The 14,749-nt window shown below is 61.5% G+C and carries 14 protein-coding genes; 7 read left to right on the forward strand and 7 right to left on the reverse strand.

Annotation, left to right across the window (positions count from 1 at the left end; all coding sequences use genetic code 11):
* The first annotated feature begins 4 nt into the window (after positions 1 to 4).
* Positions 5 to 640, forward strand: a complete 636-nt coding sequence (locus AB6803_RS15060) for a calcium-binding protein (protein ID WP_371109635.1) — start codon at positions 5 to 7, stop codon at positions 638 to 640.
* 63 nt (positions 641 to 703) lie between these two features.
* Here AB6803_RS15060 and AB6803_RS15065 read toward each other — a convergent pair whose 3' ends face one another.
* Positions 704 to 1,576, reverse strand: coding sequence for an LOG family protein (locus AB6803_RS15065; protein WP_371109636.1), 873 nt, complete (start codon positions 1,574 to 1,576; stop codon positions 704 to 706).
* Positions 1,577 to 1,789: 213 nt separating this feature from the next.
* Here AB6803_RS15065 and dapD point away from each other — a divergent pair, with 213 nt between their 5' ends.
* The 3 genes from dapD (at position 1,790) to AB6803_RS15080 (ending at position 4,595) form a co-directional block, all read left to right on the forward strand.
* Positions 1,790 to 2,647, forward strand: a complete 858-nt coding sequence (dapD, locus tag AB6803_RS15070; RefSeq protein ID WP_371109637.1) for a 2,3,4,5-tetrahydropyridine-2,6-dicarboxylate N-succinyltransferase — start codon at positions 1,790 to 1,792, stop codon at positions 2,645 to 2,647.
* 168 nt (positions 2,648 to 2,815) lie between these two features.
* Complete coding sequence (gene dapE / locus AB6803_RS15075; protein ID WP_371109638.1) at positions 2,816 to 4,009, forward strand: succinyl-diaminopimelate desuccinylase; 1,194 nt, start codon at positions 2,816 to 2,818, stop codon at positions 4,007 to 4,009.
* The gene (locus tag AB6803_RS15080) at positions 3,996 to 4,595 is read left to right on the forward strand and encodes a hypothetical protein (protein ID WP_371109639.1); all 600 of its coding nucleotides are present in this window, start codon (positions 3,996 to 3,998) and stop codon (positions 4,593 to 4,595) included. Before dapE ends, AB6803_RS15080 begins: the two co-directional genes overlap by 14 nt.
* 180 nt (positions 4,596 to 4,775) lie before the next feature.
* Here the strand turns inward: AB6803_RS15080 and mqo are convergent, their stop codons facing one another.
* The 6 genes from mqo to def all read right to left on the reverse strand — a co-directional run bounded on the left by mqo (position 4,776) and on the right by def (position 9,763).
* The gene (gene mqo, locus AB6803_RS15085) at positions 4,776 to 6,494 is read right to left on the reverse strand and encodes a malate dehydrogenase (quinone) (RefSeq protein ID WP_371109640.1); all 1,719 of its coding nucleotides are present in this window, start codon (positions 6,492 to 6,494) and stop codon (positions 4,776 to 4,778) included.
* Positions 6,495 to 6,614: 120 nt separating this feature from the next.
* A complete protein-coding gene (gene truA, locus AB6803_RS15090) occupies positions 6,615 to 7,412 on the reverse strand; it encodes a tRNA pseudouridine(38-40) synthase TruA (RefSeq protein WP_371109641.1) in 798 nt (265 codons plus the stop codon).
* Positions 7,412 to 8,359, reverse strand: coding sequence for a methionyl-tRNA formyltransferase (gene fmt / locus AB6803_RS15095; protein ID WP_371109642.1), 948 nt, complete (start codon positions 8,357 to 8,359; stop codon positions 7,412 to 7,414). Before fmt ends, truA begins: the two co-directional genes overlap by 1 nt.
* Before the next feature lie 73 nt (positions 8,360 to 8,432).
* Positions 8,433 to 8,852, reverse strand: a complete 420-nt coding sequence (locus AB6803_RS15100) for a type II toxin-antitoxin system VapC family toxin (protein WP_371109643.1) — start codon at positions 8,850 to 8,852, stop codon at positions 8,433 to 8,435.
* Between the two features lie 68 nt (positions 8,853 to 8,920).
* Positions 8,921 to 9,181 carry a plasmid stabilization protein gene (locus AB6803_RS15105; RefSeq protein ID WP_371109644.1) on the reverse strand — a complete coding sequence of 87 codons (261 nt, stop codon included), beginning with the start codon at positions 9,179 to 9,181 and terminating at the stop codon, positions 8,921 to 8,923.
* Between the two features lie 66 nt (positions 9,182 to 9,247).
* On the reverse strand, positions 9,248 to 9,763 hold the full coding sequence (gene def, locus AB6803_RS15110; RefSeq protein ID WP_371109645.1) for a peptide deformylase: 516 nt from the start codon (positions 9,761 to 9,763) through the stop codon (positions 9,248 to 9,250).
* Between the two features lie 186 nt (positions 9,764 to 9,949).
* On the opposite strand from def, the gene AB6803_RS15115 reads away from it, so the two are divergent.
* From AB6803_RS15115 to AB6803_RS15125, 3 genes are all read left to right on the forward strand, one after another.
* A complete protein-coding gene (locus AB6803_RS15115; protein ID WP_371109646.1) occupies positions 9,950 to 11,146 on the forward strand; it encodes a DNA recombination protein RmuC in 1,197 nt (398 codons plus the stop codon).
* Positions 11,147 to 11,249: 103 nt separating this feature from the next.
* On the forward strand, positions 11,250 to 12,149 hold the full coding sequence (locus AB6803_RS15120; RefSeq protein ID WP_371109647.1) for a ribokinase: 900 nt from the start codon (positions 11,250 to 11,252) through the stop codon (positions 12,147 to 12,149).
* Between the two features lie 232 nt (positions 12,150 to 12,381).
* Complete coding sequence (locus AB6803_RS15125; RefSeq protein WP_371109648.1) at positions 12,382 to 14,721, forward strand: methyl-accepting chemotaxis protein; 2,340 nt, start codon at positions 12,382 to 12,384, stop codon at positions 14,719 to 14,721.
* Positions 14,722 to 14,749: the final 28 nt, after the last annotated feature.

The raw sequence follows: 14,749 nt of genomic DNA on the forward strand, positions 1-14,749 counted from the left end.
AACGATGAACGGGAAAAAACTTCTTCTGGCGGGCCTTTCCGCAGCACTTCTGGTCGGCGCTGCCGCGCAGGGCAGCTTTGCCGCGCAACGCGGCCACGACGGCAGAGATGGCCGGGATGGTCGAGACGGTCCGCGCTTTTCGCCGGAAATCGCCTATGTTCGCATGCTGAAGCAGTTCGGCCAGCCTGGCGACACGAAGATCACCAAAGATGAAGTCAAGGCCGGCGTCGACAAGATATTCGATCAGATCGACACCAACCACGATGGCCAGATCACCCCCGGTGAAGTGCGCGCCTATCGTCAGGAGCGCATCAAGGAATGGAAGGCCGCGCACGCCAAGGGCGATGACGATCAGGCCAACAACCAGGCCCAGAACGATCAGGCCAAGGGCGACCAGGCTCAAAACGACGACAACAAGGGCGATAACGGCCCACGCCATCACGGACATCACGGTCGCTTCATGCATGAAGCCGGATTGATGCGTGGCATGATGCTGTTCCACCGCATCGACAAGGATGAAAACGGTCAGATCAGCAAGCAGGAAGCTGAAGACGCCGCCAACAAGTTCTTCGACCGCATGGACCGCAACCATGACGGCGTGATCTCGCTGGACGACATGCCGGACCGCCCGCTGCTCTGAATGTCCGATCGGGTATGATTGACCATTGAACTGAAAAACCCGCCTTTCGGCGGGTTTTTCTTGTCAGTGTCCGTTGTCGTGCTCGTAGAAATCCGAGACAATCTTCCATGCGTCCTCAGCCGTATCGACGAAACTGATCAGCTTGACGTCGTCGGGCGCGATGGTGCCGAATTCGGCGAGCGCATCGAAGTTGATGATGTCGCGCCAGAATTTTTCGCCGAACAGGATGAGCGGCAGGCGCTCCATCCGGCCGGTCTGGATCAGCGTCAGGCATTCGAACAGTTCGTCCAGCGTGCCGAACCCGCCCGGAAACACCGCGATCGCCTTGGCGCGCACCATGAAATGCATCTTGCGGATCGCGAAATAATGGAAATTGAAGCTGAGCTCCGGCGTCACATAGACATTCGGCGCCTGCTCGTGCGGCAGCACGATGTTGAGGCCGATCGAGGGAGCGCCTTCCTCCGATGCACCGCGATTGCCGGCTTCCATGACACCGGGGCCACCGCCGGTGACCACGACATACTCATGGAAATCAAAGCTCGCCGAATAGCGTGAGCACAGCCGCGCGAATTTGCGCGCTTCCTCGTAATAGACGGAAGCCGCTTCGAGATTGGCCCGCTGCACGTCGTTGCGCGCCGCCCAGGCGCTGGTGCCCGGCGCTGGTATGCGCGCGCCGCCGAACATCACCACTGTCGACTTGATGCCGCGCTCGGTGAGAGACATCTCGGTCTTCAGGAGTTCGAGTTGCAGCCGGATCGGCCGCAGCTCCTCACGGCAGAGAAAATCCTCGTCGGCATAGGCCAGACGATAGGAAGGCGACATCGATTGTGGCGTCTTCGGAACGGATTCAGCCCGCTGCTTGTCGGCCGAGCTCGTCTTCAAGGGATCCCATACACCATCCTTGCGCCTCAGCCTGCCATTCTTCGCCTTGCTCATTTCCAATGCCTTTCGATCGATCCTTCAAGGGCCGCCATACACCGCAGCGCGAGCGGCCGAGTATCGCATATGCCCCTCTAACGCCTTCAATCCAAGCTCAATCCGCACCGAAAAATCATTCCATTTTTCGGGCCCATGCTGTAGGACCAATCGACCGCATCTCCGGACACTCTTCCGATCGCAACGATAGCCATTGAAGTTTAAGGAATTCTCATGAGCGCCACCGATCTCGCCTCTCTCGAAAACGCCATCGAGGCGGCCTTTGAAAATCGCGACAATGTGAACGTCTCGACACGCGGCGAAGTTCGCGACGCCGTGGAAACGGCGCTGAACCTGCTCGACAGCGGCAAGGTGCGCGTGGCCGAGCGCGGTTCCGACGGCAACTGGACCGTCAACCAGTGGCTCAAGAAAGCCGTGCTGCTCTCCTTCCGCCTGAACGACATGGAGATCGTCGATGGCGGCCCTGGTGGCTCGACCTGGTGGGACAAGGTGCCGTCGAAGTTCGAGGGCTGGGGCGAGAACCGCTTCCGCGAGGCAGGCTTCCGCGCCGTGCCGAACGCCGTCGTCCGCCGCTCTGCCTATATCGCTCCGAACGCCATCCTGATGCCGTCCTTCGTCAATCTCGGCGCCTATGTCGGCGAGGGCACCATGGTCGACACCTGGGCGACGGTCGGCTCCTGCGCGCAGATCGGCAAGCATGTGCATCTTTCCGGCGGCGTCGGCATCGGCGGCGTGCTGGAGCCGATGCAGGCAGGCCCGACGATCATCGAGGACAATTGCTTCATCGGTGCGCGCTCGGAAGTGGTCGAAGGCTGCATCATCCGTGAAGGCTCGGTGCTCGGCATGGGCGTCTTCATCGGCAAGTCGACCAAGATCGTCGATCGCGCCACCGGCGAGATCACCTATGGCGAAGTGCCGCCCTACTCAGTCGTCGTTGCCGGCGCTCTGCCGAACGGCAACACCATGGCAAACGGCCAGCCGGCTCCGAGCCTCTATTGTGCCGTCATCGTCAAGCGCGTCGATGAAAAGACCCGCTCCAAGACCGGCATCAACGAGCTGCTGCGCGATTGATACGACTTCGGGAGCGCACCTCCTGGGGAAGCGCTCCCGCTCGCCGGCCGTGTGACGGCCCCCGCATGATAGGCTGGAACCGCGGCGGAAATTTCAGACAATAATGGCCCATCAGTTGCCATAGCTTCGCCATCGCCTTGCCATCTCTCCCCGGATAAGTAGCCTCCGATGACCGCCACCGATCCCGTCGCCAATCTGCAAACCCTGATCCGCTGCGCCTCCGTGACGCCGGCCGAAGGCGGCGCGCTCACCGCGCTCGCCGACATGCTGCTGCCGCTTGGCTTCAAGGTGGAGCGCATGACGGCCAGCGAGGCAGGCACGCCCGATATCGAGAACCTCTATGCCCGTCTCGGCACCGAGGGGCCGCATCTGATGTTCGCCGGGCATACGGACGTCGTTCCCGTCGGCGACGCCGCTTCCTGGAGCCATCCGCCCTTTGCCGCCGACATCGCCGGTGGCGAGCTCTTCGGCCGCGGCGCGGTCGACATGAAGGGCGGCATCGCCTGCTTTGCGGCCGCCATCGCACGCCATATCGAAAAGCATGGACTGCCGGCCGGCTCCATCTCCTTCCTCATCACCGGCGACGAGGAAGGCCCTGCTATCAACGGTACGGTCAAGCTGCTGCAATGGGCAGCCGAGCGCGGCGAGCAATGGGATGCCTCGCTCGTCGGAGAGCCGACCAATCCCGATCAGCTCGGCGACATGATCAAGATCGGTCGGCGCGGCTCGATCTCCGGCTTCATCACCGTTCATGGCGTGCAGGGTCACGCGGCCTATCCGCATCTCGCCGACAATCCGGTGCGCAGCATCATCAAATTGACCGAGGCGCTGCTCGACCCGCCTTTCGACGCCGGCACCGACAATTTCCAGCCGTCGAACCTCGAAGTGACGACGATCGATGTCGGCAATGCCGCCACCAACGTCATCCCCGCCAAGGCGACCGCTGCCTTCAATATCCGCTTCAACGACACCTGGACCGTCGAGACCCTGAGGGCGGAGATTCTCGCCCGCCTCGATGCCGCTGCGGCCGATCAGGCGCTCCGTCCCGGTCGTGAGCCGACTAAATATGACATCATCTGGTCCGACCGTCCGAGCCAAGTCTTCCTGACGCGCAACAATGCGCTGATCGCCTCGCTCTCCTCCGCAGTCGAAAACGTCACCGGCCGCACGCCGAAGCTTTCGACCACCGGGGGCACCTCGGATGCCCGCTTTATCAAGGACTATTGCCCGGTGGTGGAATTCGGTCTTGTCGGCCAGACCATGCACATGGTCGACGAACGGGTGGCTGTCGCAGATCTCGAAACCCTGACCGAGATCTACGAGACCTTCATCCAGCGCTGGTTTGCGAATGCCGAGCTTTAAGGAAGTCCAATATTATCTGGCGGGCCTGTGGCTTCTGCTGCGCATGGACACGCGAGGCTTCCAATATCTCGACATATCGGACCGTGGTATGCTGCGCTCCTTCTGGGCGATCCTCTGGAGCCTGCCGTCGATCGGCATTTCCTGGCTGTGGTGGCAGCAGGCCTATCTTAGCGCCATGCCGCCGGAAACCTCGACCGGCATGGCCTTCTTCCTGCGTCTGGCGCTGGTCGAGGCGGCCAGCTGGCTGACGCCGCTGGTGCTCGCCGGCGTGCTGCTGATGATCTTCCGCTTCGGCGACAAATTCGCGCCTGTCGTCGTCGTCGTCAACTGGCTCGGCCTGCCGACGTCCTATCTCAATGCCCTCTTGATCGCGCTACTTGCCTTCATCCCCGGCTCGGGCGGGCTGGTGGCTATCCTGTGGCTGGGGCTGATGATGGCGATCGTCTTTTCGCTTGCCCGCATGCTGAGGATGATCTGCGGTACCCATCCGCTTTTCATCGGCACCTTGACGCTGGTGCTGCTGATCCCGACCATGCTGCTGACTGATTTTCTGCAGCGCTTCCTCGGCATCTATCCGCCGGGCTAGATGTCTGCTCCCGGCATAGGACCGCGCATTATTCCCATGGGAATGGAGAGATGCGCCACAACGACAAAAGCGGTCCGTCAAGCGATACAACAAATAAAAAGCCGTAGCGCTCTTTCGAAGCGCTACGGCGTCGCGACCTAATTTCACAGACATCTCAGAGCCGATCGTGCCGGAGCACAATCAGAGTGCCATATCCGGAACATGCTTGACTGCACCGTTCGGAGCACTCGTCCCATCGGGCTTTGCGAGCACGGACGGATCGATGGCCGGCGAAGCGATAGCCAGTTGCAGCCGATCGGCCGTCGCGGCCCATTCCTTAGCAAGCACCTCAGGAGTCTCGTTCAGCTTCACGCCATAGCTCGGAACAATATTGTGGATCTTTTCTTGCCATTCGGCCGTCGCGAGCCGCTCGGCGAACACCTTCTTGAGCAGATCAAGCATGATGGGCGGCGCGGTGGAGGCACCGGGCGAAGCGCCGAGCAGCGCGGCGATGCTGCCGTCCTTCGATGCAACGATTTCGGTCCCGAGCTTGAGGACGCCACCTTTTTCCTCGTCGCGCTTGATGATCTGAACACGCTGACCGGCCTGCCACAGACGCCAATCTTTCGCTTCGGCCTTCGGGAAATATTCGCGCAGCGCCGCCAGACGATCCTCGTCGGACAGCATCAGCTGGCCTGCCAGATATTCGACGAGGCTGAACTCATCCAGGGCTACCCGGATCATAGGCCAGATATTGTCGAGCGTCACCGAGGCCGGCAGGTCAAGGAAGGATCCTTCCTTCAGGAACTTGGTGGAGAAGGTGGCGAAGGGTCCGAACAGAACCACTCGCTTTCCGTCCAGCATGCGCGTGTCGAGATGCGGCACGGACATGGGCGGCGCACCGGTTGACGCCTGGCCATAGGCCTTTGCCAGGTGCTGGCTCACGACATCGGGATTGTCGCAGATGAGGAACGAACCGCCGACCGGGAAGCCGGCATAATCGTCGCCTTCGGGAATGCCCGACATCTGGAGCAATGGTAGTGCTGCGCCACCGGCGCCGAGGAACAGGAACTTGGCGTTGATCGCGCCCTTGCTGGAGCCGTCCTTGGTATCAGCATAGGTGACGCGCCAGGTGCCATCCTCGTTGCGCGTAATCTCCTTCACTTCCGAAGAGGCGTGCAGCTTGAAGGTCGACTGGCTCTTGAGATGCGCGACATATTGCCGGGTGATCTCGCCGAAATTCACGTCGGTTCCGAGCGGGCACCATGTCGCCGCGATGTTCTGCGAGCGATCGCGGCCTTCCATCATGAGCGGAACCCATTTCGCGATCTCATCGTGATCGCGCGAGAACTTCATGCCGGAAAAGAGCGGGCTCGCCTTCAGCGCCTGATGACGCTTTTCCAGGAAGTCGGTATTCTTGTCGCCCCAGACAAAGCTCATATGGGGTGTCGAATTGATGAAGGAGCGAGGGTTTTTCAGAACACCCACATCCACCTGATGGGCAAAGAACTGGCGCGAAATCTGGAAGGATTCGTTGATCTCGACCGCCTTGCTGATATGGACGACACCGTTCTCGTCCTGGGGCGTGTAGTTGAGCTCGGCGAGAGCCGAATGGCCGGTCCCGGCATTGTTCCAGCCGTTGGAGCTCTCCAGCGCGACATCATCGAGCCGCTCGATCATTTCGATCGTCCAGGACGGCTCCAGCTCGGTCAGGAGAACACCGAGCGTCGCGCTCATAATGCCGCCGCCGACAAGGAGAACATCCACTGCCCTCTCGGCAGGCGCGGCCCAGCTGGGCACTGCGGGAAGGCTGAAAGCAGCGGCGCTGGCGGCTGCGGATCCAAGAAGTTGCCGCCGGCTCATCTCAATGGTGGGAGAGCGCTCGGCGCGCGTGTTGATGCTCTTGGAATTATTGGGCATCGCAAACCTCATATTATTCGGCTGTCGATCCTCCCGGGCAGGGCTATAAGCCATCGATTGTGCCGTGACAAGTATGCGCGCGACATAATGTATCACTCCACCCAGACCTGGATGGGTACTTCACGAATCGTCGGATTCGTCGTCAATGATCGGCGGCGCAGAACCGGCATCATCGCGATAATCCACCTGCATGAAATAGAGCCCGTCCGGCGGCGCGACAGGGCCGCAGGCCTTGCGGTCGCGCGCCTCCAATGCGGCACGGACGTCGTCCGGCGTCCACTTGCCCTCGCCCGCAAGCTTCAGCGTGCCGGCAAAGGAACGGATCTGGTTGTGCAGGAAGCTCTGCGCGGTGGCGCGGATCTCGATCAGCTCGCCACTCCGCGTCACGTCCAGCCGGTCGAGCGTGCGTACCGGACTGTTGGCCTGGCAATGCACCGAGCGGAATGTCGTGAAATCGTGCAGGCCGACCAGCGTCTGCGCCGCCGCGTGCATGACCTCGTGATCCATATCCTTCGGCACCCACCAGGCACGCCCGGCCTCCAGCGCCAGCGGCGCGCGGCGGACGATGATACGATAGAGATAGTGCCGGCGGATCGCCGAGAAGCGGGCGTCGAAGCTGGCATCAACCTCCGTGACATCGAGAATTGCGACACGGTCGCCGGCAAGGCGCAGATGGGCGTTGAGCGCATTGCGCAGCGTATGCGGCTTCCATTCCCTGGAAAGATCCGCATGGGTAACCTGACCCACGGCATGCACGCCGGAATCGGTGCGTCCCGCGCCGCGAATGGAAACCTTCTCCCCCGTCAACGACAGGATGGCGCGCTCGATCGCGCCCTGCACGGAAGGACCGTTGTCCTGACGCTGCCAGCCGACATAGGGAATACCGTCATATTCGACAGTCATGCGGTAACGCGGCATCAGACAGATCCCGTCGTCAGAATCGCGCCGGCCGCAATCGGCGTGCCGCGCAGGAAGTCGGCTGCGGCCAACGGCTTGCCGCCGGCCTTCTGCAATTTCGTCAGCCTGACGGAACCAGAGCCGCAGGCAATCACCAGATTGTCGCTCAGCACTTTGCCAACAGCACCCTCGCCCTCGCCGAGTTCAGACCCAAGCACCTTCACACGCTCCGGCTTGCCGGCGATTTCCATTTCGAACCAGGCGCCGGGAAAGGGCGACAGGCCGCGAATATGATTGTGAACATCGGCGGCCGGCTTGCTGAAATCGATGCGGGTCTCGCCCTTGTCGATCTTGGCAGCGTAGAGGACGCCCTCGGCGCGCTGCTCGGTCAGCGGCAGCTCATTATATTCCAGCTTATTCATCGCCTCGGCCATCGCCTTGGCGCCGGTCAGCATGAGCTTGCCGTGCAGCTCGCCGGCAGTCATGGTGCTGCCGATCTCGACTTCGCGGGTCAGGGCGACCGGGCCGGTATCGAGGCCCTTATCCATTTTCATCACCATCATGCCGGTCTTCTTGTCGCCGGCCATGATCGCCCGCTGGATGGGTGCAGCACCCCGCCAGCGCGGCAGCAACGAAGCATGGCCATTGTAGCATCCGAGCCGCGGGCCGGTGAGGATCGCCTCGGGCAGCAGCAGACCGTAGGCGACAACCACGGCCACATCGGCATCGAGTTCGCGAAAACGTTGGCGCTCGTCCGGATCCTTGAAGTTGACCGGCGTGAACACCGGCAGGCCCAACAGCTCCGCCGCCTGATGCACCGGCGACTTCTGCAGATCGAGCCCACGCCGCCCGCCGGGACGCGGCGGCTGCGTGTAGACGGCGCGGATCCTGTGGCCGGCATCGATCAGCGACCGCAACGTCGGCACGGAAAATTCGGGCGTTCCCATAAAGATGATGCTGAGCGACATGCGATCCGTCCGGCTGAGAGGTATTTAGTTTGGCATGATCCCAAAAAACGGTTCACGCTTTTTGGGATCATGCCTAGCCGCCTTCAAACGGGTTTACGAGCTTAAGATCAAGCCCTTCGAAATCTTTTGTATTCCGCGTCGCCAGTGTTGCCCCATGCGCAAGGCATATGGCGGCGATCATGGCGTCCTTGGTTTCCATGCGTCGCCCGATCTTGTGGCGTTGGGCAGAAAGCGCTCCGTACTGATGAGCAGCGTTCGGCGAAAAAACAAGAATACGCCCTGTAAATTCCGCTTCGATTGCCTCCAATTCCGAAAGCAACCCGGCTTTGCGCTTGCCCTCGGCCAGAAGCTCCAGTCCAAAACGAACCTCGCCAATGGTAATCGTTGTCAGAAAAACAGCCTCAGCATCCTGAGCATCGAGCCACGAAAGTATCCGATCGCTGTATAACCGCCCCTGCAGCTCCGATATAACATTGGTGTCTAGAACGATCATTCGGAATCTCCGAGTAGGAGATCACTCACAGCAGCATCTCCTGCAACACAGCCTGTTGTACAGTGCAGTCACTCGAACCGCGGCGGCTCGCGATCCGGCGCATGCCGGAAAGCGGCGATTGCCTCAATCTCATCCTCGGTCAATTTCTCTTTGCCAAGAATGGCCCGCAGTCTCTGCCCCGCAGAGGTACCTGCATTCTGCTGCCGTCCAAGAGATTGGCGCAACAGATCGATTGCCTCATCGGAAAGGCTTCTGCCATGTCGATTGGCATTCGCTTGCAGTTGCTTTTTCAGTGCCGCGTCCATGCCGCGTAGCAAAAGATCGCTCATTCAGCACCTCCATTTGATATCACTGATATCATAGGCGCTTCAGATCCATCTTTCAACAGCCGCTCCTCAGAGCGCCTTCGACTTGGCCGCCTTGGTGAATTTCTTGATCACCATCTCGCGCTTCAGGCGCGAGATATAGTCAATGAACAGCACACCGTTCAGATGATCGATCTCGTGTTGCAGGCAGGTGGCGAGCAGGCCGTCGGCTTCGATCACCTGCTCCTCGCCGTCGCGGTCGATATGCTTGACCGTGACGCGTGCAGGACGCTCGACTTCGGCGTAATAGTCAGGGATTGAGAGACAGCCCTCTTCGTACACCGAACGCTCGTCCGACGAGGCGACGACTTCGGGATTGATGAAGACCAGCGGCTGTTTGTCCTCGCCTTCGCGCGCCACATCGATCACCAGCATGCGGCGGGCCACGCCGATCTGGACGGCGGCAAGGCCGATGCCCGGCGCATCGTACATGGTTTCCAGCATGTCGTCGGCAAGGCGCAGAATTTCGATATCGACGCGCTCGATGGGCTTGGAGGCCTGGCGGAGCAGCGGATCGGGCAAAATGATGAGTGGCTTGATCGTCATGACGTTTCCCATAACGCATCTTTTGGCGCGATGGAATTATCTAGTTGGCAGTCGAAGCGTGTTTTTTCAACGACTGCGGCTTCGGGTCGACAAAGACGCCTCGGAATTTTGTTCACGTTTTGATCTGGATATTCTTCGCGGTTTTGTTATGGTGCCGGCAAGAGTTCCACGAGTATATACGATATCATGTCCTTTACCCTGCTCGGCCAAGCAATTCCCGCAGTTCCGGCTCTGACCGGCCTTGTTATTTTTCTTCTGATCATTGTCATCGTTCTTGTCGTCAACGGCAGAGGGCGGCAGTCGGAGGAGGATATGCTGCGAGCCGAGGATGCCGAGCATAACATGGCGGCGATCCTCAGGGCGCAGGCGGAGATGCAGGGGCGGCTTGCCGCCATGACCGAGGTGTTCGGCTCGCGGCAGGCGGAGCTCAATCAGGCCATTGGTCAGCGTCTGGATGGCATGTCCCAACGGGTAACGGCGACGATCGGCGAACAGACGCGCTCGACGCATGAGAACCTGCGCCGCCTGCAGGAGCGGCTGGCCGTCATCGACGCGGCGCAGACCAATATCCAGTCGCTGGCAAAGGATGTCGTCGGGCTTCAGGCAATTCTCTCCAACAAGCAGACGCGCGGCGCCTTCGGCCAGGCACGCATGGAGACGATCATCGCCGATGGGTTGCCGATGGGCGCCTATGCGTTCCAACCGACGCTGTCGAACGGCTCGCGGCCGGACTGCACCATCCGCATGCCGAACGGCTCGCCGCCGCTGGTCATCGACGCGAAATTTCCGCTGGAAGCCTGGAACGCCATCCGCAACGCCACAGCGACAGGCCCGGAGCAAGGCAAGATCGCCGCGCAGCAATTCCGCCGGGATCTCGAAGTGCATATCCGCGATATTGCCGAGAAATATCTCATCCAGGGTGAGACACAGGACACCGCCTTCCTCTTCGTTCCCTCCGAATCGATCTTTGCCGAAATCCACGAGAATTTCGAAGCGATCGTGCAGAAGGCGCAGCGCTCACGCATCGTCATCGTCTCGCCGTCGCTGCTGATGCTGTCGATCCAGGTCATCCAGGCGGTGCTGAAGGACCAGCGCATGCGCGAGCAGGCGCATGTGATCCAGGGGGAAGTCGCGCATCTGATGGATGATCTCTCCCGCCTCGACGAGCGGGTGCGCAAGCTGCAGGGGCATTTCGCCATGGCGCAGAAGGATGTCGATATGATCGTCACCTCCGCCGACAAGCTGGCGCGGCGTGGCGAGCGAATAGAAGCGCTCGAATTCGAGGCCGCGGCCGAGCCGGCAAAGCCCGCCGCCGAGGACCGGCCGAAACCGATCGACAATCGCACCGGTCAACTCAAGCTAAGGGTGGTTGACGAGGACTGACCGCTTCGGGCAGTGTCGCGCCAAATCAATGCGTGCCCTGCCAAAGGATGAAGCAATTCTTGGATGGGAGCGTGCAAGACCAGCAAGCAGGGCAGGACATCCCATGATCACCATTTTCGGCTCCATCAACATGGACCTCATCGCCACCACCGACCGTCTGCCGAAGCCGGGCGAGACGGTGGCCGGCAACGACTTTTCCACCGCCGCCGGCGGCAAGGGCGCCAACCAGGCATTGGCCGCGCGGCGTGCCGGCTCGACGGTGCGCCTGACCGGTGCCGTCGGCAATGATGGTTTCGCCAAGCCCGCTCTTGCCCTCCTCGACGCTGCCGGCACCGATCTTTCCACCGTGGCCCATGTTTCCGAACCGACCGGCACGGCACTGATCCTGGTCGGCGGTGACGGCGAGAACATGATTGCTGTCGTCCCCGGCGCCAACGGCACAAAGACGGCCGAAGACGCAACCGCCGTCGTCGATGCGCTGAGCCCCAGCGATACGCTGATGCTGCAATTCGAAATCCCGGTCGCGGCCGTCGAAACGGCGCTTGTTGCCGCCAAGGCCAAGGGCGTTCGCACAATTCTCAATCTCGCGCCGCTGATCCCTGAAGCAGCGCGCCTCGGACGGCTCGCCGACATCGTCATCGCCAATGAGACGGAATTCGAGCTGCTGGCCGGCCAGGACAATATGTCCGCGAGCGATCGCGAGGCAGCGCTTACCCGCCTGCATGCCGAGACCGGGCAGACGCTGATCGTCACGCTCGGCGGCGACGGCGTCATCGCCATCCGCAATGGCGAGCTTTCGCGCGCCAAGGGCCTCGTCATCGAGCCGGTCGATACCGTCGGTGCCGGCGACACCTTCTGCGGCTATTTCGCCGCCAGCCTCGACCAGGGTCTGGATTTCCACGCGAGCCTGCGCCGCGCCGCCGTCGCCGGTTCGCTCGCCTGCCTGAAGCCCGGCGCACAGCCTGCCATTCCGGTTGCAAGCGACGTCGCCGCGCGTCTTTGAAACCCACTGTGCTCGAGTATCCCGTTTGCAGGCGAAATCGCCTGCGAACGGGATATTTCAGCAAAGCAAGTTAATTAAATTTTTCCGCTTCGCCATCATTCTCCTCTCGTCTGCCGTGTATCGCCGTCTGGTGGTGGCAGGCGCCCTCCCGGCGGCCCCATGACAGGGCCATCCTGTGCCGACCTTGCATTCGGATAATGTGCATCCGACGCATCGTTCTCTCGAGGAAATGATGTCCATCTTTCGTATGAAGTCGCTTGCGGCCAAGCTCATCCTGGTCACCGGGCTGGCGATTGCGCTCGTCCTGTTCGTCTCCAATTTCCTGCTGATTTCTCAGACACGCGAGCGCGTCCAGACGCTGACGATGGACCAGGCCAATAGCGAGGCCAAATCCATCTCCAACGAGATCGCCGCCAATGTCGGCGAACTCGCCAGCGCCGCCCGCTCGATGGCGGCCGTGATCGGCCGTGGCCACGAGGGCCACACCTTCGATCGCAAGGGCATCATCAATATCCTCAAGGCCAATGTCGAGCAGAACGCCTTCGCCTTCGGCAGCTGGTTCTGCGAGCAACTCGGCACGTTCGACGGCAAGACGACGGAGCTTGCCGGCAACAAGGATCAAGGCGTCAACGACAAGGGCGCGTTTACGCCCTATTGGTCGAAGACCAAGGATGGCGGCATCCAGTACTCCACCTTCGACAACGACTACACCGCCGCCTGGTGGAAGCTCGCCGCCGACAGCGGCAAGGGCGCGATCACGCCACCCTACATGGCCGAGGGCACCGAAGTTCCGACGACCATGAGCTCAATCGCCTATCCGGTGATGTCCGGCGGCAAGATGATCGGCGTTTCCGGCGTCGACATCTCGCTCGCCTCGCTATCCACCAAGCTGCAGAACCTGCATCCCTTCGGTTCCGGCCGCGTGCTGCTGGTTTCGCAGGATAACAAGTGGCTGGTGGCGCCAAGCAAGGAACTGCTGATGAAGGACTATAACGGCGAAGGCACTGAGACCATCAAGGCCGCGCTGACCTCCTCGACAGCGGGCCTGTTGAAGAACCTCGCCGACAGCGGCGGTGAAACATTCGACCGCGTGGTCTATCCCTTCGCGGTGCCGGGCCTCAACGCCACCTGGGTCGTTCTCGTCGATGTGCCGCACAGCGCGATCGAAGCGCCCGTGCGCGATCAGACCTACATGATGATCATCGGCGGCATCCTTGTGCTCGCCGCCGTCATGCTTGCCCTCTATGCCGCCGTCCGCAGCTTCGTTCAGAGGCCGCTTGGCGGATTGGTGGCCAGCGTCAACAGCCTCAGCGCCGGCAACTACGCCGAGCCCGTCAAGGGTCAAACCGGCACCGACGAGATCGGCTCTGTCGCCAAGGCGCTGGAAGGCTTCCGCTTTGGGCTTGCCCATGCGAAGCGCCTTGAAACTGAGGCGGACAATCAGCGTCGCGCCGCGGAAGGCGAGCGCTACCGCTCGGAGACGGAACGCGGCGAAACCGTCGCGCTGCAGCGGCGCATCGTCACCATTCTCGGCCAGAGCCTAGCGGAGTTGTCCAAGGGCAATCTCGGCCATCGCATCGCCGAGGAGTTTCCGGGTGAATATGCCAGCCTGAAGCAGGATTTCAACGAAGCCCTCGCAAGCCTCGAAGAGACCGTACACACAATGAACCTCAGCGTCGGCAATATCGGCGGCGGCACCGGCGAAATCAGCAACAGCGCCTCCGACCTCGCTCGGCGCACGGAACAGCAGGCGGCGAGCCTGGAGGAGACCGCGGCCGCGCTCAACCAGCTCACCGCCCAAGTCAATTCCAGCGCCGATAATGCCCGCACGGCAGCGAACAGCGTCAATGCGGCGTCGGAGGATGCCGGACGCTCCGGCGAAATCGTCCAGAGGGCGATCGCCTCCATGCAGGGCATCGAGCAGTCCTCACAGGAGGTCTCCCGCATCATCAGCGTCATCGACGAGATCGCCTTCCAGACGAATCTACTGGCTCTCAACGCCGGTGTCGAAGCCGCCCGCGCCGGCGAAGCCGGCAGGGGCTTTGCCGTCGTGGCACAGGAAGTTCGCGAGCTGGCGCAGAGATCCGCCAACGCCGCCAAGGAAATCAAGACCCTGATCAACACCTCGGCCAGCCAAGTGAAGGAAGGCGTCGATCTCGTCGGCCGTACCGGCAACGCGCTGCACAAGATCGCCGAGCAGGTGATGGAGATCAACGGCCTCATCCGGCAGATCTCGGCTTCGGCCAGCGAGCAGGCCATCGGGCTGAAGGAAATCAACTCGGCGGTTAACCAGATGGATCAGGTGACGCAGCAGAACGCGGCGATGGTGGAGGAAACCACCGCCGCCAGTGTCACGCTGAACGACGAGGCGCAGACCCTGAGGGCGCTTGTCGCCCGCTTCCGTACTTCGCACGGCACACAGGACAATGCCTCGGCACTGCGTGCTACCGCCCAACAGATGCGCGCACCCGCACCTGCCCGTCGCGCACTCCCACCCCAGCCTGCCCGCAAGGCGCAGCCTCAGACGCAGGGCGCCAATGCCCTTGCCCGGGACGACTGGGAAGAGTTCTGAGCCGACTAAATAGAAACGTAAAAGGCCG

Origin of the sequence: Rhizobium sp. RCC_161_2 (genome assembly GCF_041355235.1) — a bacterium.
Classification (GTDB): Bacteria; Pseudomonadota; Alphaproteobacteria; order Rhizobiales; family Rhizobiaceae; genus Rhizobium.

Bases quoted from the DNA above. Each gene is read 5' to 3' on its own strand.
- AB6803_RS15120 (WP_371109647.1), top strand. From the start codon at position 11,250: ATGATCACCATTTTCGGCTCCATCAACATGGACCTCATCGCCACCACC.
- AB6803_RS15060 (WP_371109635.1), top strand. From the start codon at position 5: ATGAACGGGAAAAAACTTCTTCTGGCGGGCCTTTCCGCAGCACTTCTG.
- AB6803_RS15080 (WP_371109639.1), top strand. From the start codon at position 3,996: ATGCCGAGCTTTAAGGAAGTCCAATATTATCTGGCGGGCCTGTGGCTT.
- truA (WP_371109641.1), bottom strand. From the start codon at position 7,412: ATGCCGCGTTACCGCATGACTGTCGAATATGACGGTATTCCCTATGTC.
- AB6803_RS15125 (WP_371109648.1), top strand. From the start codon at position 12,382: ATGTCCATCTTTCGTATGAAGTCGCTTGCGGCCAAGCTCATCCTGGTC.
- dapE (WP_371109638.1), top strand. From the start codon at position 2,816: ATGACCGCCACCGATCCCGTCGCCAATCTGCAAACCCTGATCCGCTGC.
- AB6803_RS15100 (WP_371109643.1), bottom strand. From the start codon at position 8,852: ATGATCGTTCTAGACACCAATGTTATATCGGAGCTGCAGGGGCGGTTA.
- fmt (WP_371109642.1), bottom strand. From the start codon at position 8,359: ATGTCGCTCAGCATCATCTTTATGGGAACGCCCGAATTTTCCGTGCCG.
- dapD (WP_371109637.1), top strand. From the start codon at position 1,790: ATGAGCGCCACCGATCTCGCCTCTCTCGAAAACGCCATCGAGGCGGCC.
- def (WP_371109645.1), bottom strand. From the start codon at position 9,763: ATGACGATCAAGCCACTCATCATTTTGCCCGATCCGCTGCTCCGCCAG.
- AB6803_RS15115 (WP_371109646.1), top strand. From the start codon at position 9,950: ATGTCCTTTACCCTGCTCGGCCAAGCAATTCCCGCAGTTCCGGCTCTG.
- AB6803_RS15065 (WP_371109636.1), bottom strand. From the start codon at position 1,576: ATGAGCAAGGCGAAGAATGGCAGGCTGAGGCGCAAGGATGGTGTATGG.
- AB6803_RS15105 (WP_371109644.1), bottom strand. From the start codon at position 9,181: ATGAGCGATCTTTTGCTACGCGGCATGGACGCGGCACTGAAAAAGCAA.
- mqo (WP_371109640.1), bottom strand. From the start codon at position 6,494: ATGCCCAATAATTCCAAGAGCATCAACACGCGCGCCGAGCGCTCTCCC.